This is a genomic window from Actinoplanes sp. CA-015351, from assembly GCF_050955685.1.
GTDB lineage: Bacteria > Actinomycetota > Actinomycetes > Mycobacteriales > Micromonosporaceae > Actinoplanes.
This window is the reverse complement of the sequence record NZ_CP192102.1, coordinates 8,374,767-8,396,416: the sequence shown is the minus strand read 5'-3', so window position 1 is coordinate 8,396,416 and position 21,650 is coordinate 8,374,767. Positions and strand designations below refer to the sequence as shown.

Genomic DNA, 21,650 nt, shown 5'->3' with positions numbered 1-21,650 from the left:
GTCAGCTGACCGCCGATCTAGGCAAGTCCCGGTCTCCCATGTGGGCCGAACTTGCCTAGATCGCGGTGGGCCGAGCGTGAGGGGACGCCGGTGCCGGCGGCGGAGCGCGCCGGCGGGAGGGGCGTCAGTCGCCTCGGAATTGCGGGCGCTTGCGTTGTGCGTACTAAAGGTATTGGCCTGTGTTGCCGGGGGTTTCGCCAGGTGCCTGGCGGCCGGGGATGAGGCTGCCGCCGACCGGGAGGGCTGGGCGGCCGCTGCCGCCGCGCATGGATTCGAGCTGGAGCCGGGCGGCCATCTGCTGGGCGACCAATGCGGCCTGGATGCCGTGGAAGAGGCCTTCCAGCCAGCCGACCAGCTGGGCCTGAGCGATGCGCAGCTCGGCCTCGCTCGGCGGGGTGTCGCCCTCGAACGGCAGCGAGAGGCGTTCCAGTTCTTCGCGGAGCTCGGGTGCGAGGCCGTCCTCCAGCTCCTTGATCGAGCGCTGGTGGATTTCCCGCAGGCGGCCGCGGCTGGCCTCGTCGAGCGGGGCGGCGCGCACCTCTTCGAGCAGTTGCTTGACCATGCTGCCGATGCGCATGACCTTCGCGGGCTGCTCGATGAGGTTGCCCGGTTCCTCCGGAGTCAGCGAGCCGTCCTCCTGGAATGTGCCGATCGGACGGCCGTCCGGGCCCACGACGATGACGGAGCCGTCTTCGGAGTGCTCAGTGGTGCGGGTGTCGTCGGTCATGGTTCTATCTTTGCGCACCCGATCTCGTGGCGTTACGCCCGCAACTCCGCCACGGCGCACTTGACACTTCCGCCGCCGAGTTTCAGCTCGGAAAGATTCACGTGGACCGGGAGATATCCGGCGGCGCGCACCTTGTGACCCATCGCGGTGGCCTCGGTGTTGAGGATCACGTGCCGGCCGTCGCTGACCAGGTTGAGGCCGAAGGCTTCGGCGTCGGAGCGGTCGGCGAGCAGCGCGTCCGGGAAGAGCTGGGCCAGCACTCGCTGGGAGGCCGGTGAGAACGCGTCGGGGTAATAGGTGACGTGCCGGTCGTCGAGGACCGCGAGGGCGGTGTCCAGGTGGTAGAACGCCGGGTCGACCAGCTTGAGTGAGATGACCGGGCGACCGAGAACCTCCTGCGCCTCGGCGTGGGCGGCGGGATCGGTGCGGAAGCCGTATCCGGCCAGGACGATGCCGCCGTGGGCAGCGGGGAGGTAGGCGAAGTCGCCTTCACCCTCATTTACTTGCTCGGGGGCGAAAAATCGCCACTTGTCGGGTTTTTCGGAGTAGAACGCTTGATGGGCGGCGGCCTCGTCGGCGCGCTGCGGGTATTTGAACCGGGCGCCGTAGACCGTGCCGTCGACGGAGAACGCGCCATTCGCGGAGTAGACCATGTCGGGCAGGCCGGGCCGCGCGTCGAGCACGTGCACCAGATGACCAAGATCGGTGAGAGTGTTGCGGAGCGACTCCCACTGCTTGAGCGCCAGCGCGCCGTCGACCGGGATCTTGGTGTCCATCCACGGGTTGATGGCGTACTCCACCGTGAAATGCTCCGGCGGACACATGAGATATGTCCTGTTTCGCGGCGATCGCTCGATGTAGCTCATGAAACTAAAGGGTAGGTAGGCTGCGGTGCAGCAAACAGCTAGAAATCTTGCTCCTCGGAGGCGAATCGTTGCAGATGGACGCGATTGACCAGCGAATCATTGCGTTGCTGGTGGCCGACGCCCGCGCCTCATACGCCGAGGTCGGCGCCAAGGTCTCCCTCTCCGCCCCGGCCGTGAAACGCCGGGTCGACAGGCTGCGGTCCAGCGGCGTGATCAAGGGATTCACGGCGGTGATCGAGCCGGCCGCGGTGGGCTGGACCACCGAGGCGTTCGTGGAGCTGTTTTGTACGGGGCGGACCACGCCGGCCCAGATCACGGTGGCTGCTCGGCGGCATCCTGAGGTGGTTGCGGCGTACACGGTCTCCGGCCAGGCGGACGCGTTGGTGCATCTCCGGGCAGCTGATATCGGTCATTTGGAGCAGGCGCTGGAGAAGCTGCGCGCCGAGTCGTTCGTGACGTCTACGCGAAGCATGGTGGTTTTGTCGCGCTTAGTGGAGACGCCGACGACGGTGGGGCCGGTTTAAAGCGCATATTTGGTACGAAAAACGGCTTGGACAACCGCAGCCACGGGGGTGCCGTCAGCCCGAGACAACTGGCGTCCCTCCCGCCGGCGCCCAAGGGCGCCACCCCCGGCGGTCCCTCACCCGGCGGCCCCTCACCCGGCGGCCCCTCACGTGGCGTGCCGTCACGTGGCGTGCCGTCACGTGGCGTGCCGTCACGTGGCGTGCCGTCACGTGGCGTGGCCTCGCGCGGCGTTTCCTCAGGCGGCGTCCCCTTATGCGGCGTCGGGAGTTCGGGGCAAGCAGGGCTGCGAATCAACGGCGCTGCGCCGGGCTCCGAGCCCTGGTCCGGCTCGCTCTCACGGCTGTTCTACGGGCCTTGAAACGACCACGGGAACGAGCCGGAGCGGGGCATGCCAAGCTCGGCCAAAGCCCGCAGGCAATCAAGTGACGTTGCGGTCGATCCACCGCCGAAACCGCACAAGATCAGCGGCAGCCGCACCGGTACCCGCACCCGTCCGTCGCCAACGGCACGCCTGAAGCCGCTCGTGCGTGTCGACTTCGGTGCGGCTCCGCAGGTACAGCACCCAAACTCGACACGCTCGGGGCGCGTCCGCTGGGAGTCGCTGCTCTGTGTCGACTTTGGGTACGTTTCGCACCTCAAATCCACACGCACGCCTCGGGGTCGTTCGGCTGCGTTGTTTTGTGGTGCGCTCCGCACCCGAACTCCACACGCTCGGGCCACGCCTGCTGGGAATCGCTGCTCTGTGTCGACTTGAGGCGCGACCCCACGACGCGTCTGGCGCCCGCGACGCGTCTGGCGCCCGCGCCGTGGCTGGCGTCTCCGCCGTGACTCCCACCCGCGTCCGTGTCCGCCCGAATTCGGCGCGACGTGGGCCGGCGCTCCTTGTGCGTGTCGCGCTTGGGTTGATCTGAATGCCGGGCCGGGCCGGGAGCCGGGAGCGGTCGCGGGGCCGGGAGCGGTCGCGGGGCCGGTCGCGGGGCGGTTTGGGTTTGGGGGCGCCGGGGCCGCGGCGGGCGGTTGGGGCTGGGGGGGTGGCGCCGGAGCCGGCGGCGGTGGCGGCGGGTCGCGCCGGGGCCGGTGGCGCCGGAGCCGGGGCCGGCGGTGGGTCGCGCCGGAGCCGGCGGCGGGTCGCGCCGGGGCATGGACGTCAGGTGCCTCGGGACTGCGGGACCTCGGGTTGGGCGTACTGAAAAGGGTTAAAGGTTGAAGGTTTTTTGCAGGTAGCGGGCTACGCCGTCGTTGTCGTTGGTGTCGCAGATCTCGTCGGCCACCGCCTGCAGGGCTGGGTGGGCGTTGCCGACCGCCACCGCTCGGCCTGCCCACGTCAGCATCGGGATGTCGTTGGGCATGTCGCCGAAGGCCAGGACCTGGTCGGCGGTGATGCCGTCGCGTTCGCAGAGCCAGGCCAGGCCGGCGGCTTTTGTCACGCCGGCGGCGGAGATCTCGACCAGGGCTGACGAGGAGGAGCGGGTGGCTTCGGCGATGCCGCCCAGGGTGCTGCTGACCAGCGCCAGGAAGTCGTCGGGGTCGGCTGAGGCGGAGCGGGCCAGTAGCTTGACCGCCGGCGCCGACGTCAGTTCCGACGGGGAACCGATCACCTGGATCTTGTGGTCGCCGGCCCAGCGGATCGGCCAGGCCTCCTCGTGCAGGAACGAGCGGCCGTCGTCGACCTCGACGGCCAGGACGATGTCGGGGACGGCGTCGCGCAGGCGTTTTGTCACGTCGAGCAGGACGTCGACGGGCATCGAGTCGGCGCGCAGCACCTCGTCGGTGTGCGGGTCGTAGATCACCGCGCCGTTCGCGCAGACCGCCGGCAGCGGGTGCGGCAGCTGGTCCTGGAGCTGGTCGAGCCAGCGCAACGGGCGGCCGGTCACCAGGATGACCGGGACCGGAACCTGGGCCAGAACGTCAAGAGTGCGCCTGGTGAGAACCCGCTCGTTATTGATCAGAGTGCCGTCGATGTCCGTGGCTACCAGGCGAAAGCTCATCACCTCGACAATAGCTCGTCCAAGAACACCGCCACACCGTCCTGATCATTGGTCAGCGTCACGGCGTCGGCCTGTGCGAGCAGCTCCGGGTGGGCGTTCGCCACCGCGACCCGGCCCCAGCCGGCCCAGGCGAACATCGGGAGGTCGTTCGGCATGTCGCCGAAGACGAGCACGTCCGCCGGGTCGACGCCGACCGTCTCGGCGACGACGGCCAAGCCGGTGCCCTTGTCGACGCCGGCCGGGCAGATCTCCACGTAGTCGAGGCCGGCCTGGGTAACCGTCGCGAGGTCCGCCGGAACGACCCGCCGGGCAACCGCGAGCAGCTCGTCGACGTGGTGATCGAACGACCGGGCGAACGCCTTGATCACCTCGCCGGTGAGGCACTCGGCCCGGGTACGCGTCTCGACCGTCACCGGGTAACGCCAGGTCGGGTCGTAGTCACCCCAGAGCGGGGACTCGTCGTGCTCCAGTGCCTCGAACATCACCGAGAGCGGGCTGCCGATCGCGGACTCCATCGAGGCGAGGGCCTGTCCGAGGGCCTCGCCGGGAAGCCGGGCCTGGCGGAGGTACCGCGACTCGGCCTGGTCGAGCACCCAGCCACCCTGCGCCAGCACGAGGAAGTCGGCGACGCGGATGTCGTTGCGAACCAGTGAGGTGAGGCGCGGCCCGCGGCCGGTCGCCGCGACGATGCGGATGCCCGCCGCGCGAACCCGGTCCAGCACCTCGTGGGTGTAAGCCGAAACGGTGTCATCCGAGCGGACGAGGGTGCCGTCGAGGTCCGTGGCGATCAGTTTGGGGAGACCGGGCTTGAGCATCGTGACCTCCGAGGGTTTGGTGAAACCCCCGCGGAGGGCGGAAGGAGAACGCTACACCGGCTCGGCTACCAGCTGCCATGACAATTGGTAGCCGGCCGGTTGCGATCACTTGACGGGTTCGAGCACCTCGCGGCCGAGGAACGGCTGGAGCGCCTTCGGCACCCGGACCGAGCCGTCAGGCTGCTGGTGGTTCTCCAGGATCGGGATCAGCCACCGGGTGGTGGCGAGCGTCCCGTTCAGCGTCGCGGCGGTCTGCGACTTGCCGTTCTCGTCCCGGTATCGGACGTTGAGCCGCCGAGCCTGGAACGTGGTGCAGTTCGACGTCGAGGTGACCTCGCGGTACCGGCCCTGCGACGGCACCCAGGCCTCGCAGTCGTACTTGCGGGCCGCGCTGCTGCCCAGGTCACCGGCCGCCACGTCGATCACCCGATAGGGGATCTCGACCTTGGCCAGCATCTCCTCTTCCATGGCGAGCAGTCGCTGGTGCTCGGCGATCGCGTTCTCCGGCTTGCAGAACGAGAACATCTCGACCTTGTCGAACTGGTGAACCCGCAGGATGCCGCGCACGTCCTTGCCGTGCGAGCCGGCCTCGCGCCGGTAACAGGTCGACCAGCCGGCGAACCGTTCCGGACCGTCGTTCAGATCGAGGATCTCGTTCGAGTGGTAGGACGCGAGGGCCACCTCCGAGGTGCCGACCAGGTAGAGGTCGTCCGCCTCCAGCCGGTAGATCTCGCTGGCGTGCGCGCCGAGGAACCCGGTGCCCTCCATCGACTCCGGCCGCACCAGGGTCGGCGTGATCGCCGGGATGAACCCGTGCTCGACCGCCTGCTGGATCGCGAGCTGCAGCATGCCGAGCTGCAGCAACGCGCCGACGCCGGTGAGGAAGTAGAACCGCGAACCGGACACCTTCGCACCACGCTCGGTGTCGATCGCGCGCAGCGCCTCACCGATCTCCAGGTGGTCCTTGGGATTGGCGATCTCCGGCTTCACTCCGACCTCGCGCAGCACCACGAAATCATCCTCGCCACCGGCCGGCACTCCCGGCTCGACGACGTTGGGCACGGCCAGGTGCGCGCGACGCAGTGCCTGCTCGGCCTCGCCTGCCGCGGCTTCCGCCGCTTTCACCTGTTGCGCCAATTCCTTGGTACGCGAGAGAAGCGCGACCCGCTCGTCCCCGGAAGCCTTGGCGACGTCCTTGCCGATGGACCGCTGCTCGCCCCGGACCGCCTCGAACCGCTGAGTGGCGGCTCGACGCTCCTCGTCGGCGCGCAGCAGCGTGTCGACCACCTCGGTGGACTCGCCGCGCGTTCGCTGGCTGGCGCGGATCAGTTCGGGGTCATCCCGGAGCAGACGCAGGTCAATCACGGTTGTCGAGCCTACCGGGGCCTCGGTCCGATCAGCACCCGGATATCCCCCGGCGTCCCGATCGGCTAGAGCCGGTGCGGCTGATCGCGGTCACCGGGGAACTGGGCGAACGGCGCTGACGGGGTGATGCTCAGCTCCAGCGGTGTGTCCGGCATCAGTTCCTCGTCGTTCGTCCGGGTGATCACGCGGCGTTCTTTGTCGTCCGGGTCCGGCGCCCGGTCCGAGATCCAGAGGGCGACCAGCGCGGCCGCCACGCCGGCCAGGGCGCACCAGATGCCTCGGCCGTACTCCACCACCGGCGGGTCGTCGTTGATCTGCACGCTCAGGAACCGGGAGACCAGCAGCGACTGGGAGCCGAGCATCTGGATCACCGCGAGGAGCAGAGCGATCTGCATGCCGCCGACGCTCAGACCGGCCAGCCGGGTGTAACGCCGGCCGGCCACCGGACCGAAAAGGGTCAGCACAACCGTGGCCACCAGCAAAAACAGACCACCAAGGTACGCACCGCCGGCCCCACCCAGATCGATCAGGTTGGCCGGGAACATTTCCGACTGGACCGGCTCGCCGTCGACGAAGGCGATGTTGTCCATCGTCGTGACCTGCCACTCGGAGATCAACGAGGCGAAGGCCGCGACCCCGCCGATCCCGGCGACCAGGGCCGGGAGCCGCCGGTCCGAACCGAGGTCGCGAAGGTACGGGAAACGGCGGGGTTTTTCCGCGGCCTCGGGCGCACCGAACTCGATCACTGACTCGGAATCGGAGGACATGCGCTCCATAATGGCCCCTTGCGTCGACTACGGACCAGCGGCCGTCGGATGGGCTAGCGTTCTGGTCATGCCTATTCGTACTGCTTCAGCTCGCTGGGAAGGGAACCTCACCGAGGGTTCCGGCACTGTCAAGACCGGTAAGGGCGGCTTGCAGGGGAACTACTCCTTCAAGTCGCGTTTCGAGGAGGGCGAGGGGACCAACCCCGAGGAGCTCATCGCGGCCGCGCACTCCGGCTGTTTCTCGATGGCGTTCTCGAAGGGCCTCGCCGACGCGGGCTTCACGCCGACGTCGGTGGAGACCGTCGCGAAGGTCCGGATGGACAAGGTCGACGGCGGCTTCGGTGTCACCGGCATCGAACTGGAGACCGTCGGCGACGTCCCGGGCATCGACGACGCGACCTTCCAGAAGATCGCCGAGGGCGCGAAGGAGAACTGCCCGATCTCCAAGCTTCTCTCGCCGGGTGCTCCGATCACCCTGGTCGCGAAGCTCGCCTAGATCTTTTTTGGAGCCGGCGCGGTTCCGGCCGCGCCGGTTTCCCATCGAACGCTGTATTCCGGGCACAATTACGACCGTGCCGGTGAACATGAGTCGTGAACGGTTCGAAGAACTCGTCGGAGACGCTTTGGACGAGGTGCCCAACGAGTTGCTCTCCCTCATGAACAACGTGGTCTTCCTGGTCGAGGACGCCCCGCCGGACGGCGGGGACGACCTGCTCGGCCTCTACGAGGGCACGGCGCTCACCGATCGAGGCTGGGATTACGCAGGGACGCTCCCCGATCGGATCACCATCTACCGCAATCCCACGCTGCAGGTCTGCGACAGCGAGCAGGACGTGGTCGACGAGGTCGCGATCACCGTGGTGCACGAGATCGCTCACCATTTCGGGATCGACGACCAGCGACTCCACGACCTCGGCTGGGGATAATTGCTCCCGGTTTCTACTCTGGGATCATGCGCAGCGAACTTTTCTCAGCGGAAAACCTCGAGAAGGAATCGGCTCAGCCCGGGCTGCGGCTCCAGAACTCCAAGCTGCTCAAGGCTGAGCTGAACGGCGAATTCATGGCCCGGACCGGGTCGATGGTGGCGTACCAGGGTCAGGTGCAGTTCGAGGCGCTCGGCTCGGGCGGCCTCGGCAAGTTCCTCAAGCAGAAATTGACCGGCGAGGGTGTGCCGCTCATGCGGGTACGCGGCCACGGCGACGTCTTCCTGGCCGAGCGCGCCGCCGACATCCACCTCATCGACCTGGAACCGGGCGACGCCCTCTCCATCAACGGGTCGAACGTGCTGGCCTTCGACTCGACGCTCAACTACGACATCAAGGTCGTCGGTGGCGCCGGGATGATGTCCAGCGCCGGTCTGTTCAACTGCGTCTTCACCGGCGCCGGGCGGATCGCCGTGATGACGAACGGCACGCCCGTGGTGCTCAACGTCGACGCGCCGACATATGTCGACCCGCAGGCCGCGATTGCCTGGTCGGCCTCGTTGCAGACCGGGTTTCACCGGGCCGAGCAGTTCAGCCTCGGCACGCTGCTGGGCCGCAGCACCGGTGAGCGGTTCACGATGAGCTTCAGCGGCCACGGCTTCGTGATCGTGCAGCCGTCCGAGGAGCCGCCGGGCGGCCTGGCCGGCGCCGCCAACGGCTCGTCGAAATCCAGCGGAGGCGGCGGCATCCTGGACAACCTCTTCGACGACTAGAGCGGGTTGCGCAGCTGTTCCAGCCAGGCGGCCGAATCGGCGAAGTCGGTGTCGGAGAGGCCGCGTGGCGGCGCCACCGGCGACTCCGGCTGGAGCCGGTGCTTGGGGTAACTGCCCAGGAACCGCACCTCGGCGCAGATCCGGCGCAGGCCCTGCAGGGCCTCGCCGAGCCGGGCCTCGGCCACGTGCCCGGTGCAGTCCAGGAAGAAGACGTACGTCCCGAGCTGCTCGCCGGTCGGGCGGGACTCGATGCGGGACAGGTTGATGCCTCGCACCGCCAGCTCGGTGAGCACCGCGAGCAGCGCGCCCACCTGGTCGTGCCGGATCGAGACGGCCAGTGACGTCACGTCGTCGCCGGTCGGAGCGGCCGGTGCGCCCGGGCGGGTGAGCAGCGCGAAACGGGTCACCGCCTCGGCTCGGTCCGCCACTTTCTCAGCGAGCACGGCCAGATTGTTGCGGGGTACGCCGATCGGGGCGCAGAGGGCCGCGTCGTACTCCCCGGCGGCCGCGCTGATCGCCGCGGTGGCGTTGGAGAGCACGTCGACCACGACCGCGTCCGGCACGTTCGCCTGGAGCCAGTGCCGGCACTGCGCGGACGCTTGCGGGTGCGCTGCGATCGTCCGCAGCTCGGCGAGCGGCGTGAGGGTACGCGCGGCCAGCACGAACTCGACAGGCAGCAGCACCTCCCGCGTGATCATCAGCGGGCTGCCGGTGATCAGCTCGTCGAGGGTGACCGGGATGGCCCCGCCGACCGAGTTCTCCAGCGGGACCAGGGCGGCGTCCGCCTCACCCGAACGCACCGCTTCGAGGGCCTCCGGGACGCTGCGGGCCGGGGTGCGTAGCCCACGCTCGGCGGCCGGGAGGGTACGCAGAGCGGCCTCGGTGAAGGTGCCCTCCGGACCGAGGTAGGCGAATCGTGTGGGCGGCGTACCGGGCATCGGGCCAGTCTATGTGTTCAGCCGGTTCAGTAGCCGCAGGCCAGTACGCGGATGCCGACCGGTGCCTCGGCCTGCACCCGGGGGTTGCAGACGTCGGTGCCCGCGGTGACCAGGGTGAGGGTGCTGCCCTTGCCGGTGGTGACCACGGAGAGGGTCTCGGCGTCGCCGCTGGCCAGCTTCACCGTGGTGAACGACCAGACGCCAGAGCAGAACGGGCCCTCGTCGACCTTCAACGTAGCGTCCGGAACGGCGGGGTTGCCCTTGAGCAGGGCGAGGATCTGTTTGCCGGTCGGTTCACCGGTGCACTTCTTCGCATGCGACGGCGTGGGCGACGGCGTCGGCGAGGTGGTGGTCACCGGCGAAGTCGTAGGCACGGTCGCCGTCGGATACGTCGGATACGTCGGATATGTCGTCGGAAGTGTTGCTATCGGGGGCGCGGTCGTCGTCGGGTCCAGCGGAACGAACGTGACAGGCGGCAGCGACGGGATGGCTGCCACGCTGGGGGCGCTGACCGCGGGTGCAGCGGTGTACGCGGGGGCCGCGGGGGGCGGCGCACCGCAGCCGGCCATCAGCAGGAGACCTGCGGCCGGGAGAAAACGGCGTGTGCGGGGGGACACCGGCTCATCGTAGGAGCCGTGACGTCATCCGGCGATACGGTGGCCGGCCGAAGTCAGCGTGTTTACCGCCTCGGTGAGGCGTACCGACGGGACCAGCAGGTAATCCGTGTCGTACGTCGAGAAGGTCACGATGTTGACGCGGGCCTCGGCGAGCGGGCCGACCAGCGAGGCGAGCACGCCGGTCATGGTGAGGTTCAGATCCAGGCCGGTCACGCGCAGACATCGCCATGCCGTGTCGGCGATCGCGTCGGCCGGAGCCCGGTGCTGCGGACAGATGATCGAGAGCTCGTCGACACCCCAGGTCACCGAGATGACGCTCTTGTCGTCCGGACCCGTCGTGAGGGAGGCGGGCAGGGTCGAACCGGCAGGCAACCGGCACACCGCGTACTCACCTGGTAACAGGTCTAGATCCAGCATGAGGGCAGACTACGTTGCGGGCGTGTAACGACCAATGCCCCTCAGCTGCGGCAAACGCCACACCTTCGAGGACAAAGCGGACGTCAGTACCGTACTGGGGATAGGAAGGTCAGCGAACCGGCCACCCGATCACCCGCCAGCAGCGGCGTGGAGACGGCGTCGACGGTCAGCGGAGGGTCGCCCGCCACCCGCAGCAGCCCGCGCGCGAGACGCTCGCTGCTCACAGCGAGCAGCGGCGGAATCTTGTCTGCCTCGGGCTCCTCCAGCCGGCCCGCGCCGGCGGTGAAGTCGATCAGCTGCAGTGCGGCGTTCAGCCGCTGGCCCAGCGCCTCAGCGGGCTTGCCCAGGCCGAGTAGCTCGCTGCACGAGGGTGAGACGGCCAGGATCAGACCGCTGTTGTCGATGACCAGACACGGCTCCTCGGCGATCGCCACCGCCGCGCTCCAGCGCTCCACGCTGGTGACGAACTCGGCTTCGGCCGGTGTCCGGGCCTGGGGTACGAACGCTCCCGAGAGGGAGAGCTCAACATGCGCCACCCGCTCCTCCTCGTATCCATCGCGGCGACCGCCGGCGCGGCGATCGATCACTCGATCACGGCGCCGGCCGTCGACGGCGTCAGGAAGGAACGTTACCGGCGGGTCGGCCGCTTGTCAGCGGCCGTCTGTCCGTTGCTGTACCAACGGTAGTCACCAGCGGGCCGATAGGGCGCATTTGCCCAGGTTCCCGGGTGGTGTGCCACGGCTGAGAGTTTGCTGGCGGTAGCCGGGGAGATTTTCGCGCCCCCGGCGATCAGCAAGCGGTCGAGCTCTTTGTCGGTGGCGACGAGGCAGTCTTTCGGCAGACCGTGGACGCTGATGACGCCCGATCCGACGAACGCCAGCACGGCTGTCACCGGCACATTCATCCCGACGGCGGCGGAGAGTGCCTTGGCGGCCCGGCGTGCGTCCCGGCGAGCCTCCGCGATGTACTGCGGGCGCTTTCCGTTGATCTGCACGACGTCGCCTGCGATCAGGACGCGGGACCGGCCGTGGTCGGCGACGGTGACCGCATAGACGCCACCGGGACCGATGGCGAGGAACCCGGCGCGCTCGTCGGCGGGATCCGGCTCGGCGTACGCCTGCATGACGTCCGTGCGAGGCCAGTCGACGATGTGCCAGTTGGGCCCGAGGCGGTCGAGTCGCGTCAGCGCGCGAGCCCCGGCGGCCTCGAGACGCCGTGCGTCGCGGTCGGCGCGACGACGCCGCGCCCACTCGACGGGCGTGAGACGAGGAGGCTCCAGGGCGGATGGCCCTGAATGGTGTTGGTCAGCGGGCGTGAGTGCCCTGGTCGGGACGGGAAGAGCGGGGCGGGCGGGGAAGACAGTCACTGCGACCTCCGGCAAAAGGTCAGTCGGGCTCTCTTTTCCAACTACCGTACGTGCTCGTGTGCCTACGGAACAGGTCTGGAGAGAGGAAAGAAAGGTGAAGGACTATGGATGAATGCCGCATTCACGGACAACATCTTCTTTCGGATGGTGCATGTGTACGCCTGAGTGCCGCAGTCTCGTCGCACCCTGACAAGTTATCGCCACCGTCCGTGGGATGCATGGTCGTCCCAAGATCTAGTCAGAACGTCACGACCTGATCGCACTCGGTACCCGCTAACGTCGGCCATGTGTACGTCGACAGTGAAGTGAGCACCCTGCGCACCGTCCTGCTGCACCGGCCCGGTGCTGAGCTGGCTCGGCTGACGCCACGTAACAACGACTCCCTGCTCTTCGACGCTATTCCGTGGGTCGGCAGGGCCCAAGAGGAACATGACTCGTTTGCCGAGGCCTTACGGTCCCGCGGCGTCGAGGTGCTGTACCTCGAAACGTTGCTGACCGAGACCCTTGCCGTGGAGCAGGCCCGCGAGGAGTTGACCGCGGGTGTGCTGACCGATCCACGGCTCGGCGACTCGTTGCGGGCGGTCGTCACGTCGTACCTTCGCGATCTGGAACCGGCGCGCCTGGCCGGTGTCCTGATGGCGGGCCTGGCGCACGAGGAGATCAAGCCCGGCGCCGGCGGCCTGGTCTACGAAATGATGGACCGGTACGACTTCGTGATCGACCCCCTGCCGAACCTGCTCTTCACCCGCGACTCGTCGGTCTGGGTGGGCGACCGGGTGGCGGTCACCAGCCTGGCCATGCCGGCTCGCCGCCGGGAAACCACGCTGACCCAGGCGATCTATCGCTATCACCCGCGCTTCGCCGCGGCGCCACTGCTGTACGACCCGGCGCTGGAACACGTCGAAGGCGGTGACGTGCTGGTCCTGGCGCCCGGCGTGCTCGCCATCGGCGTCGGCGAGCGCACCACCCCGGCCGGCGCCGAACGGCTCGCTCGCCGGGTGCTGTCCGCCGGCCTCGCGCACACCGTGCTGGCCGTGCCGATCGCCCAGGAACGCGCCACGATGCACCTCGACACCGTCTGCACGATGGTCGACGTCGACGCCGTGGTGATGTACCCCAACGTCGCCGGCTCGCTCGTTGCCTGGACCGTGACCACGGGGCTCGAGGACGACCTGCTGGTCCGCGCGCCACGCCCGTTCCTGGAAGCGGCCGCCGAGGCGATGGGCATCGACCATCTTCGGGTGATCGACACCGGCCTCGACCCGGTGACCGCCGAGCGGGAGCAGTGGGACGACGGAAACAACACGCTGGCGCTCGCCCCTCGGCTCTGTGTCGCTTACGAGCGCAACGTCGAGACGAACGCCCAGCTGGAACGCGCCGGGATCGAAGTGATCCGGATCAGCGGTTCCGAGCTGGGCAGCGGCCGGGGCGGCCCAAGGTGCATGAGCTGCCCGATTACCCGCGATCCGCTAACTAGCCCATAACGGGTCAGCGCAGCGTGAGCTGGCGGCCGATCAGGCCCTGCTTGGCGCGGCGGGCAGCGGCGTCGAGGGGCGCGTTGACGGCGAGAGTGTCGGCGTACCGCTTGGCGAAGTCGGCGAGCGGGGCCTCGAAGTCGGTGCCCTCCGGCTCGCCGGGTACGTCCCAGACCGGGACGAGCACGCCGTGGGCGCGGAACATGCCGGCGAACTTGGTGTTCTCGCCGAGCAGCAGCTCGCCCGCGGCGGAGAGCCGGGCCAGCGCGTCCAGAGCCTGGTCCTCGGCCTCCGGGAGCACCCAGCGGATGTGGCTCTTTTCCGGGGCGACCCGGCACCAGTACGCGGCCTTCGCGGCGGCGAGCCGGACCGTCGGGTAGATGGAGGCGTTCGCCCGCTCAAGCGACGCCCGCACGTTGGAGTCCTGGATCTGGTCGGCGTCCAGCCAGTACTCGAAGCCGTCGTGCATGGTGATGTCGAGCGGGCCATCGACCAGGAGATCCTGCAGGCGCGGGCCCTCGCCGGGCAGCGCCGGGACGGCGACCGTGTCACCGGGCTTGGTCTGCAGCGCGCTGATGATCGCCACGGCCAGGTCGCGGGAGACGTCACCGGACTGGACGTGCCGCTGAAGGCCGATGAAGACACGGCCGTCGCTGCGGGTCATCGCCGGCCAGGCCATCGGCAGCACGGTGGAGAGGGTGACCGGGCGGTCGCCGAACTCCTCGACGACCTCGGGCTTGAGAGTCAGCGGCGCGGAGGCCGCCGGGACCAGCTCGCGCAGCGCGACCCACTCCGGCTCATCAGCCAGGCCCTCGAAGGGGCGGGCGACGAAAATGTCGCGCTGCTTGGTCTTCGGGGCGGTTTCGCGGGACTTCCGACGCTTGCTCACGAGGAAACAGCGTAGGCGGTTGTTACTCGGAACCCGTGACGTGGGCCACCCCGTGTCCGGAAATGGCAGGATTCAGGCACGCGGAAGGCGTACTTCGGCGACCGTGCCGCCGCTGTCCCTCGGGCGCAGCGAGACCCAGCCGTTCTGGCGCTCTATCAACCGGCGGACCAGGTAAAGGCCCAGGCCGGCGCCGGGCCGGCGGCCGTTGTCGCCGGCCCGCCAGTAACGCTCGAAGGCACGTTCCACGTTTTCCGGAGCGATGCCGACGCCCTGGTCGGAGACGCGGAACCGCAGCGTGTCGTCGTCGGTGCCGGCACAGACCTCGATCGGGGTGTCCGGTTCCGAGTTGCGCTCGGCGTTGGTGGCCAGCTCGGTCAGGATCGTGGCGATCGAGTCGCGGTTTCCGTACGCCTTCGGCAGGCCGGCCGGCAGCTCGCCGAAGCGGATCCGTCCCCGCAGGGCGCCGGGCAGTTCGCCGGCCGCCTCACGCAACGCCTCGGCCAGGTCGAACGGGCCGGCCGGTGACGTGCCGACCGAGCCGTCGTCGGTGGTGGCCGAGAGCAGACGGTCCAGCAGACGGGCCAGCTCGCCGGCGCGGGTGCCGATGACCCGGACGGCCTCCCTGCGCCCCGGCTCGCCGAGCGTCTCCCAGTGGTTGGTGAGGGTGTCCGCGTACCCCTTGATGACGGTGACCGGCGTACGCAGCTCGTGGCTGGTGACCGCAACCCAGAGGTCGCGGTCCTCCTGGCGCAGGGCCTGCTCGGGGGCCGGCTCCGGGTGCACCGGGAGCCCGGCCTGCCGCCCGTAGAGACGGCCCAGGTGGCCGGCGATCAGCTCCATGACGGCGTGGTGCTCGGGGCCGGGGTCACCGTCGTCATCGCCGAAGTAGACGTGCAGGGAACCGACCACCACGCGGTTCATCTCGCAACGCGCGCCGAGCATGTGGCGCAGCTCGCCACCCTCGATCTTGCCGGCGAACGCGCTGTTCACCGAGTCGAGAGGCAGCAGCGACGGGTTGCCCGGCCGCTCCACACGGCGGCCGAGCGCCGGCTCGCAGACGCCGGTGGCCGAGATGATCCGGGCGTGGCCCGTCGCGTACTCCGCGAAGCCCGCGCCGCGTGCGCCGAGCACGTCCTGCGCGAGACGGACGAACTGCTGGAGCACGGACAGGCCCGGCTCACCCGTGTTGACGCGGTCGAGCGCCGCGATCTGACCCCGGGTCAGTGTCACGTAGTCGGGACGGCGGTCCGGCATGTCTGCGAGTGTGCCTCGCCCGCCGGGTTTTGGGCAGATGAACCTAAGCGGATCCTGCAGCTCGTGGCCGTTGAGTGTCGTAGGTCACACTCTGTCGAGTTGGTCCAGCACGAACCGGGGACGATCGGTGATCACACCATCCACCCGGTGTGCCAGGACCAGCTCGAGATCCGCCGGTTCGTTCACGGTCCAGACGTACGTCTGGTGTCCGGCCGCGCGGATCGCCGGCAGCAGCCCGGGCCGTGCCCGGATCACTTCGACGCCGGGTCCGGCGGCGTGCGCGCCGAAGGGCAGCCGTCCGCGGCCGAGGCCGGGCGGGACGAACTCCATGAGGAAGACCCGCGGTACGCCTGGCGCCTGGGCGCGGATGCGTCGCAGCGCGAGCGCCGCGAAGGACATCACGGTGACCTGTACGCGGTCGTCCGGCTTCGGGTCGGCCAGTCCGTAGTGACGGAGCATCCGCACGAGCCGGCGTTCCACCTCGGCGCCGTACCGGGACGGGTGTTTCGTCTCGATCAGCAGGCGGACCCGCCGGCCGGAGGAGAGCAGCGCTTCCAGCAACCGTTCCAGGGTGAGCAGCCGGGACAGGTCCGGCAGCTCCTCCTCCACCGGGTACCCGGGGTGCCAGGAGCCGAAGTTCAGCGTCTCCAGGTCGGCCAGGGTCTTGGCGCTGACCCGTCCCCGGCCGTTGCTGGTCCGTTCCAGGCGCCCGTCGTGCACGCAGACCAGATGGCCGTCACGGGTCAGGCGCACGTCGCACTCAAGGCCGTCCGCGCCCTCGTCCAGCGCGCGCAGGTACGCCCCGAGCGTGTGCTCGGGCAATGCGTCCGCCCCGCCACGATGGGCGAAGACGAGCGGACGGTAGTTGTCGGCGGGCATGTCCCTGGGACTTTCAGATCACGCGGGCCGGCTGTCCGTCCTCACTCACTACATCGCGCCCGGCGGCGGCCCAGGCCTGCATGCCGCCGTCGAGGTTGCGGAGGTTGTCCCACCCCTGGTTGATCAGATAGGCGACGACCTGACCGGAGCGTCCACCGGCCCGGCAGACCACCACCACGTCGCCGTCCGTCGGCACCTCGGCCATCCGGGCCGGGACCTCCATCATCGGCAGGTGGTGGGCACCGGGCGCGTGCCCGGCGGTCCACTCGTCGGGTTCGCGAACGTCGAGGAGGAAGGCGCCGGGCTGAACCTCGTCAGAGGTGATGCTGGGTACGTGTGGTCCGAACACGGGAACAGATTACGGCGTCACTTCTCGGTTGCGACGACGTCCGGGTTGTCGAGTACGAACTCGGCCAGCTTGTCCTCTTTGACCGCCTGGAACATGGCCTTGCTCGTGTCGTTGAAGACCTCGCGGCCGTTGCCGTTGCCGGAGAAGGTCCCGTTGTTCGTCCGGAGCAACACCATGTCGTTCGCCGCGACGCCGGAGAGGCCGAGGACGAAGTCGGTGAGCTGGATGTCGCCGATGTCCAGGACGAGCGCCTCGCCCGCCGACTTGATGATCGAGCTGACCTTGAGCGGGTTGGTGAGAGTGCCGCTGCTGGAGGCCTTCTTCGCCATCGCCTTGATCAGCTGCTGCTGGTGGCGCTGGCGGTCGTAGTCGCCGTTCTTGAGGCCGTAGCGCTGGCGGGCGTAATCGAGCGCCTCCCAGCCCTCCATCTGCTTGCAGCCGACCTCGTGCACGACGTCCTTCATCGGCTTGCCGGTCTTGCGGGCCTCGGCCAGCCACATCGGCTCGCCGCCGACCAGCTTCATGTGTTTCGAGGTGACCTGCTGGTCGACGCACATCTTGACGCCGCCTAGCTCGTCGATGACCTGCTTGAAGCCGCCGAAGTTGATGATGCCGGCGCCGTCGAAGCTGATCCCGGTCTCGGCTTTCAGGGTCTTCGAGAGCAGCTGGGCGCCGCCGGTCCAGCCGCCGCCGTTCTGCGCGCCGAAGAAGAACGCCTCGGTGGCCTTGACGGTGCCGCCGGAGTATTTGCTCGGCTCGAACGCCGGAGCGGTGACCTCGGTGTCGCGCGGGATCGAGATCAGGTACGCCTGGTCGTGGCTGGCCGGGATGTGCAGAACGATGATCGTGTCGGACCGCAGCTCGTCGGCGGCCCACCGCTCCCGGGCGTCCACGCCCATCAGCAGCATGTCGATCGGTCCATCGAGGGTGGCGCCGCCGCCCTCGGCCTCGGTCTTCTTGGCGTCGCCGGTCAGGTTCTCGAGCGCGATGCTGTCGGTCGTCTTGCTGATCAGAACCTTGCCGCCGACCAGCCCGCCCGCGCTCGCCACCAGCAGCACGACACCGACCGATGTGGTGATCCGGGCCCAGAGCGGCGAGCGAACCTTTTTCGCCTTGCGGGACCGGATCTCCCGTGGCCCGTCAGGCGCGTCGGGGTCGAGCAGAGCGGCAAGATCCGATGACGGCGTCGGACGGTCGGCCGTGACGGTCATGCAGCTCTCCAAGGGGGTGGGAGGATGGGCTGCATAACCTTACGGACACCCTGCGTACAACTGAAGATCTACCAAGTTTCAATCTGAAGAAGCCGTCCCACCTGCGGCCGGAAGTTACTTCTTGACCGGATTTGCGGCCATGTACTCGGCCATCTTGTCGTCGGCCATCGCCTTGTAGAGGGCGATTGCCTTCTCCCGGTCGGACACCACGACGGACTGGCCGCTGATGGTGTCGCTGCCCTTGTTGGGGCTGGTCATGAACGTCAGGTTCTCCCCGCGCAGGCTGCGGAACTGCAGTGCCATGTCCTTCAGCGAGAACGTCTCGTCGACCGTGACCGCCGCCGAGACCGAGTCGAGGAAGGCGTCCAGCTTGGTCGGGCTGGACAGGGTGCCGCCGCTCGCGGCCTTGTCCATGACGGCTTTGAGGAACTCCTGCTGGTGCTGCATGCGGGCGAAGTCGCCGCGGGCGAACTGCTTGCGCTGACGCACCCAGTCCAGCGCCTGGGCGCCGTCCATGTGCATCATGCCCTTGGTGAACTTCCGGTACGGCTTGTGGATCGACGTGATGCTCTGGTCCACCTTGAGGTCGACGCCGCCGATCGCGTCAGTGACCTCTTTGAAGCCGCCGAAGTCGATCGCCATGACGTGGTCGATGCGCACGTCGGTCATGCACTCGACGGTCCGCACGGCGCGGGGGATGCCGCCGAACGCGAAGGCCGCGTTGATTTTCGCCCGGCTGCCCGAGGTGCAGGCGTCGTTGTTGCCGGCCGGGATCTGCACCCAGAGGTCACGAGGGATCGAGACGAGCTGAGCGGACTTGTGGTCGGCCGGGACGTGCATGACCATCAGCGTGTCGGCGCGCCAGGCGTTCTTGGTGTCCTGTTTCGCGTCCGGGTCCCGCGAGTCGCTGCCGACCAGCAGGATGTTGAACGCGCCCTCGACGGTCTTGGCCGGCCGCTCAGCGGTGATCTCGGAGAACGCGTCGGTGCGCTTGAGGTTGTTGTCCAGGCCATTGAAGTATCCGTACGCCGAGACGCCGGCGATCACGGCCAGGATCAGCAGGACGATGCCCACCACCAGCGCGATCCGTTTCCAGCGCGGACGCGGGCGGCGTCCCTTGAAGGAGCGCCCGGGACCGCCAGGTCCACCGGGACCGCCGGGGCCGCCAGGCCCGCTCGGAGGCCGGTCGGACGGCGCGTAGTCGTCGTAGTTGTCGTAGTCGTCGCGCGTGCCTCCCGAGGGACGGGCCTGAGCCCGGCCCCCATAAGCGGGCACGGACGCCCGTCCGGAGGGGTAGCCGCTAGGGGAGGAGGTGGCTGACATGGATCCAGATTACGTAGTCAAGGCGAAGGATCTGGACCCGCCGCTCGCTTCGGCACGAAGGTAGGAGATTTTCTCCGGTTATGAGATTCGACACACGGGCCGGCGTGGCGACTCGCCGGCCCGTGCTAGGTGTCGAGTCAGTGTGCCCCGTGGCCGGTCAGCGACCGGACCTCGAGTTCCGCGTACTTCTCCGGGTCGGTCTCCTTGGAGATGATCGTGCCGAGCCAGCCGAAGAGGAAGCCGAGCGGGATCGAGATGATGCCCGGGTTGGACAGCGGGAAGAAGTGCCAGTCCTGGTCCGGGAACATGGCCGTCGGTGAACCGGACACGACCGGTGAGAAGAACACCAGGAGCACCGCGGAGCCCAGGCCACCGTAGATGGACCAGAGCGCGCCCGCCGTGTTGAACCGGCGCCAGAAGAGGCTGTAGAGGATCGCCGGCAGGTTCGCCGACGCCGCCACCGCGAACGCGAGCGCTACCAGGAAGGCGACGTTCAGGCTCTGCGCGAAGATCGACAGGGCGATCGCGACCGCGCCGATGCCGAGGGCCGCGAATCGGGCGACGCGTACCTCGTCACGCTCGGAGGCGTTGCCTCGCTTGATCACGCTGGCGTAGAAGTCGTGCGCGAGGCTCGACGAGGAGGCCAGTGTGAGTCCCGCCACAACAGCCAGGATGGTGGCGAACGCGACCGCCGCGATGACCGCCAGCATGATCGCGCCGCCGGTTTCGCCGCCCAGATATTCGATGCCGAGCACCTGAGCGAGCTGCGGCGCGGCGGTGTTGCCGGCCTTGTCCTGCGCCGTGATGTTCGCGCCACCGACCAGGGCCGCCGCACCGAAGCCGAGGGCCAGGGTGAAGAGGTAGAAGGTGCCGATGATGCCGATCGCCCAAAGCACGCTCTTACGCGCGATCCGGCTGGTCGGCACGGTGTAGAACCGGGTCAGGATGTGCGGCAGGCCGGCCGTGCCCAGGACCAGCGCGAGGCCGAGCGAGAGCAGGTCCATCTTGCTGTAGAACGTGGCCGAGGCGCTCGCCGACTCGATGCCGTACCGCAGGCCGGGTTCCAGGAAGGCGTCGCCCTTGCCGGACTGCGCGGCCGCGTCGCCGAGCAGGGCGGACAGGTTGAACTTGTAGTGCGCCAGCACCAGCAGCACCATGATCAGCGCGCCGCTCATCAGCATGAACGCCTTGACGATCTGGACGTACGTGGTGCCCTTCATGCCGCCGACCGTCACGTAGACGATCATCAGCGCGCCGACCAGGATGATCGTGGCGACCTTGGCGGTGCTCGCGTCCATGCCGAGGAACGTGGTGTCCGGCTTGATCCCGAGCAGCAGCGAGACGAGCGCGCCCGCGCCGACCATCTGCGCGATCAGGTAGAAGATCGACACGACGATGGTGGAGACGCTGGCCGCGGTGCGTACCGGCCGCTGGCGCATCCGGAACGCCAGCACGTCGGCCATCGTGTACCTGCCGGAGTTGCGCAGGAACTCGGCGACCAGCAGGAGCGCGACGAGCCAGGCGACCAGGAAGCCGATCGAGTAGAGGAAGCCGTCGTACCCGTAGAGGGCGATCAGGCCGGCGATGCCGAGGAACGACGCGGCCGACATGTAGTCGCCACCGATCGCCATGCCGTTCTGGAAGCCGGAGAACTGCCGGCCGCCGGCGTAGAAGTCGGTGGCGGTCTTCGTCTGGCGGCTGGCCCAGATCGTGATGCCGAGCGTGATCGCGACGAAGACCAGGAAGAGGGTGATGGTCAGGGTGCGCGAGGTGCTGGTGCTCGCCTCTGCTGCGAAGAGGAAGTCCATCAGCTGGCACTCCCCTCAGGCGTGGTGGCGGCGGCCTCGGGGGTGTTCTCCAGCTCGTTGTAGACGGCGTCGGCGCGCGGGTCCAGCTCCTTCGCCGCGTACCGGGCGTAGAACCAGGCGATCCCGAACGTCGACACGAACTGGAGGATGCCGAACACCAGGGCGATGTTGATGTTGCCGATCAGCTTGATGCTCATGAAGTCCCGCGCGTACGCGGAGAGCAGTACATAGAGGGCGTACCAGACGATGAATGCGATCGTCGTCGGGAAGATGAAGCTGCGCAGCTTGTGGCGGAGCTGAGCGAACTCCTCGGAGCGCTGGACTTCGAGGTATCTATCGGCTGAAGCAGGCACGGGGATTCACCACCTTCGGGCT

General features: G+C 68.5%; 24 protein-coding genes. 5 read left to right on the top strand and 19 right to left on the bottom strand.

The window, feature by feature from the left end; translation table 11 throughout:
* Nucleotides 1-163 precede the first annotated feature (163 nt).
* Together ACQP2E_RS38220 and ddaH are read right to left on the bottom strand one after the other, a co-directional pair.
* The gene (locus ACQP2E_RS38220; protein ID WP_433827796.1) at nt 164-727 is read right to left on the bottom strand and encodes a bacterial proteasome activator family protein; all 564 of its coding nucleotides are present in this window, start codon (nt 725-727) and stop codon (nt 164-166) included.
* A 32-nt stretch (nt 728-759) separates the two neighbouring features.
* Nucleotides 760-1,593 (bottom strand): dimethylargininase, encoded by an 834-nt coding sequence (gene ddaH, locus ACQP2E_RS38215; protein WP_433827795.1) that lies wholly within the window; start codon nt 1,591-1,593, stop codon nt 760-762.
* 68 nt (nt 1,594-1,661) lie between these two features.
* Here ddaH and ACQP2E_RS38210 point away from each other — a divergent pair, with 68 nt between their 5' ends.
* Nucleotides 1,662-2,117, top strand: a complete 456-nt coding sequence (locus tag ACQP2E_RS38210; protein WP_111651083.1) for an Lrp/AsnC family transcriptional regulator — start codon at nt 1,662-1,664, stop codon at nt 2,115-2,117.
* Between the two features lie 1,197 nt (nt 2,118-3,314).
* On the opposite strand, the gene ACQP2E_RS38205 is transcribed toward ACQP2E_RS38210, so the two are convergent.
* From ACQP2E_RS38205 to ACQP2E_RS38190, 4 genes are all read right to left on the bottom strand, one after another.
* Complete coding sequence (locus tag ACQP2E_RS38205; protein WP_433827794.1) at nt 3,315-4,109, bottom strand: HAD family hydrolase; 795 nt, start codon at nt 4,107-4,109, stop codon at nt 3,315-3,317.
* Nucleotides 4,106-4,921 (bottom strand): HAD family hydrolase, encoded by an 816-nt coding sequence (locus tag ACQP2E_RS38200; protein WP_433827793.1) that lies wholly within the window; start codon nt 4,919-4,921, stop codon nt 4,106-4,108. The genes ACQP2E_RS38205 and ACQP2E_RS38200 overlap by 4 nt, the downstream gene beginning before the upstream one ends.
* Nucleotides 4,922-5,026: 105 nt before the next feature.
* On the bottom strand, nt 5,027-6,286 hold the full coding sequence (gene serS, locus ACQP2E_RS38195; RefSeq protein WP_433827792.1) for a serine--tRNA ligase: 1,260 nt from the start codon (nt 6,284-6,286) through the stop codon (nt 5,027-5,029).
* A 65-nt stretch (nt 6,287-6,351) separates the two neighbouring features.
* Nucleotides 6,352-7,053, bottom strand: coding sequence for a hypothetical protein (locus ACQP2E_RS38190; RefSeq protein ID WP_433827791.1), 702 nt, complete (start codon nt 7,051-7,053; stop codon nt 6,352-6,354).
* A gap of 67 nt (nt 7,054-7,120) precedes the next feature.
* Here ACQP2E_RS38190 and ACQP2E_RS38185 point away from each other — a divergent pair, with 67 nt between their 5' ends.
* The 3 genes from ACQP2E_RS38185 to ACQP2E_RS38175 all read left to right on the top strand — a co-directional run bounded on the left by ACQP2E_RS38185 (nt 7,121) and on the right by ACQP2E_RS38175 (nt 8,749).
* On the top strand, nt 7,121-7,549 hold the full coding sequence (locus ACQP2E_RS38185) for an OsmC family protein (RefSeq protein WP_433827790.1): 429 nt from the start codon (nt 7,121-7,123) through the stop codon (nt 7,547-7,549).
* 82 nt (nt 7,550-7,631) lie between these two features.
* A complete protein-coding gene (locus tag ACQP2E_RS38180; RefSeq protein WP_433834252.1) occupies nt 7,632-7,979 on the top strand; it encodes a metallopeptidase family protein in 348 nt (115 codons plus the stop codon).
* Between the two features lie 26 nt (nt 7,980-8,005).
* On the top strand, nt 8,006-8,749 hold the full coding sequence (locus ACQP2E_RS38175) for an AIM24 family protein (protein WP_433827789.1): 744 nt from the start codon (nt 8,006-8,008) through the stop codon (nt 8,747-8,749).
* Here ACQP2E_RS38175 and pheA read toward each other — a convergent pair.
* The 5 genes from pheA to ACQP2E_RS38150 all read right to left on the bottom strand — a co-directional run bounded on the left by pheA (nt 8,746) and on the right by ACQP2E_RS38150 (nt 12,087).
* Complete coding sequence (gene pheA / locus ACQP2E_RS38170) at nt 8,746-9,687, bottom strand: prephenate dehydratase (protein WP_433827788.1); 942 nt, start codon at nt 9,685-9,687, stop codon at nt 8,746-8,748. The two genes, ACQP2E_RS38175 and pheA, sit on opposite strands and share 4 nt — an antisense overlap.
* A 26-nt stretch (nt 9,688-9,713) precedes the next feature.
* Nucleotides 9,714-10,043: a hypothetical protein gene (locus tag ACQP2E_RS38165; RefSeq protein ID WP_433827787.1), complete on the bottom strand. Its 330-nt coding sequence runs from the start codon at nt 10,041-10,043 to the stop codon at nt 9,714-9,716.
* A gap of 285 nt (nt 10,044-10,328) precedes the next feature.
* The gene (locus tag ACQP2E_RS38160; protein WP_433827786.1) at nt 10,329-10,721 is read right to left on the bottom strand and encodes an ACT domain-containing protein; all 393 of its coding nucleotides are present in this window, start codon (nt 10,719-10,721) and stop codon (nt 10,329-10,331) included.
* An 83-nt stretch (nt 10,722-10,804) separates the two neighbouring features.
* Nucleotides 10,805-11,257 carry a PAS domain-containing protein gene (locus ACQP2E_RS38155; protein WP_433827785.1) on the bottom strand — a complete coding sequence of 151 codons (453 nt, stop codon included), beginning with the start codon at nt 11,255-11,257 and terminating at the stop codon, nt 10,805-10,807.
* A gap of 92 nt (nt 11,258-11,349) precedes the next feature.
* A complete protein-coding gene (locus ACQP2E_RS38150; protein ID WP_433827784.1) occupies nt 11,350-12,087 on the bottom strand; it encodes a hypothetical protein in 738 nt (245 codons plus the stop codon).
* A 287-nt stretch (nt 12,088-12,374) separates the two neighbouring features.
* Between ACQP2E_RS38150 and ACQP2E_RS38145 the strand changes: the two genes are divergently transcribed.
* Nucleotides 12,375-13,571 (top strand): arginine deiminase, encoded by a 1,197-nt coding sequence (locus tag ACQP2E_RS38145; protein WP_433827783.1) that lies wholly within the window; start codon nt 12,375-12,377, stop codon nt 13,569-13,571.
* 4 nt (nt 13,572-13,575) lie between these two features.
* Here the strand turns inward: ACQP2E_RS38145 and ACQP2E_RS38140 are convergent, their stop codons facing one another.
* From ACQP2E_RS38140 to ACQP2E_RS38105, 8 genes are all read right to left on the bottom strand, one after another.
* Entirely contained in the window at nt 13,576-14,451 is an 876-nt protein-coding gene (locus tag ACQP2E_RS38140; RefSeq protein ID WP_433827782.1) for a DUF5926 family protein, read from the bottom strand.
* Between the two features lie 72 nt (nt 14,452-14,523).
* Complete coding sequence (locus ACQP2E_RS38135) at nt 14,524-15,705, bottom strand: sensor histidine kinase (protein ID WP_433827781.1); 1,182 nt, start codon at nt 15,703-15,705, stop codon at nt 14,524-14,526.
* A gap of 84 nt (nt 15,706-15,789) precedes the next feature.
* Nucleotides 15,790-16,584 (bottom strand): glycerophosphodiester phosphodiesterase, encoded by a 795-nt coding sequence (locus ACQP2E_RS38130; RefSeq protein ID WP_433827780.1) that lies wholly within the window; start codon nt 16,582-16,584, stop codon nt 15,790-15,792.
* 13 nt (nt 16,585-16,597) lie between these two features.
* Nucleotides 16,598-16,933, bottom strand: coding sequence for a rhodanese-like domain-containing protein (locus ACQP2E_RS38125; RefSeq protein WP_433827779.1), 336 nt, complete (start codon nt 16,931-16,933; stop codon nt 16,598-16,600).
* 17 nt (nt 16,934-16,950) lie between these two features.
* Nucleotides 16,951-18,144 carry an LCP family protein gene (locus ACQP2E_RS38120; protein ID WP_433827778.1) on the bottom strand — a complete coding sequence of 398 codons (1,194 nt, stop codon included), beginning with the start codon at nt 18,142-18,144 and terminating at the stop codon, nt 16,951-16,953.
* A gap of 114 nt (nt 18,145-18,258) precedes the next feature.
* On the bottom strand, nt 18,259-19,467 hold the full coding sequence (locus tag ACQP2E_RS38115) for an LCP family protein (RefSeq protein WP_433827777.1): 1,209 nt from the start codon (nt 19,465-19,467) through the stop codon (nt 18,259-18,261).
* 137 nt (nt 19,468-19,604) lie between these two features.
* Entirely contained in the window at nt 19,605-21,275 is a 1,671-nt protein-coding gene (locus tag ACQP2E_RS38110; protein WP_433827776.1) for a solute symporter family protein, read from the bottom strand.
* Nucleotides 21,275-21,628: a DUF485 domain-containing protein gene (locus ACQP2E_RS38105; protein WP_433827775.1), complete on the bottom strand. Its 354-nt coding sequence runs from the start codon at nt 21,626-21,628 to the stop codon at nt 21,275-21,277. Before ACQP2E_RS38105 ends, ACQP2E_RS38110 begins: the two co-directional genes overlap by 1 nt.
* Nucleotides 21,629-21,650: the final 22 nt, after the last annotated feature.

Excerpts from the sequence above, each read along its gene's own strand:
- ACQP2E_RS38185 (WP_433827790.1), top strand. The coding sequence starts at position 7,121 with ATGCCTATTCGTACTGCTTCAGCTCGCTGGGAAGGGAACCTCACCGAG.
- ACQP2E_RS38120 (WP_433827778.1), bottom strand. The coding sequence starts at position 18,144 with ATGACCGTCACGGCCGACCGTCCGACGCCGTCATCGGATCTTGCCGCT.
- ACQP2E_RS38110 (WP_433827776.1), bottom strand. The coding sequence starts at position 21,275 with ATGGACTTCCTCTTCGCAGCAGAGGCGAGCACCAGCACCTCGCGCACC.
- ACQP2E_RS38200 (WP_433827793.1), bottom strand. The coding sequence starts at position 4,921 with ATGCTCAAGCCCGGTCTCCCCAAACTGATCGCCACGGACCTCGACGGC.
- ACQP2E_RS38220 (WP_433827796.1), bottom strand. The coding sequence starts at position 727 with ATGACCGACGACACCCGCACCACTGAGCACTCCGAAGACGGCTCCGTC.
- ddaH (WP_433827795.1), bottom strand. The coding sequence starts at position 1,593 with ATGAGCTACATCGAGCGATCGCCGCGAAACAGGACATATCTCATGTGT.
- ACQP2E_RS38135 (WP_433827781.1), bottom strand. The coding sequence starts at position 15,705 with ATGCCGGACCGCCGTCCCGACTACGTGACACTGACCCGGGGTCAGATC.
- ACQP2E_RS38190 (WP_433827791.1), bottom strand. The coding sequence starts at position 7,053 with ATGTCCTCCGATTCCGAGTCAGTGATCGAGTTCGGTGCGCCCGAGGCC.
- ACQP2E_RS38175 (WP_433827789.1), top strand. The coding sequence starts at position 8,006 with ATGCGCAGCGAACTTTTCTCAGCGGAAAACCTCGAGAAGGAATCGGCT.
- ACQP2E_RS38160 (WP_433827786.1), bottom strand. The coding sequence starts at position 10,721 with ATGCTGGATCTAGACCTGTTACCAGGTGAGTACGCGGTGTGCCGGTTG.
- ACQP2E_RS38130 (WP_433827780.1), bottom strand. The coding sequence starts at position 16,584 with ATGCCCGCCGACAACTACCGTCCGCTCGTCTTCGCCCATCGTGGCGGG.
- ACQP2E_RS38115 (WP_433827777.1), bottom strand. The coding sequence starts at position 19,467 with ATGTCAGCCACCTCCTCCCCTAGCGGCTACCCCTCCGGACGGGCGTCC.
- pheA (WP_433827788.1), bottom strand. The coding sequence starts at position 9,687 with ATGCCCGGTACGCCGCCCACACGATTCGCCTACCTCGGTCCGGAGGGC.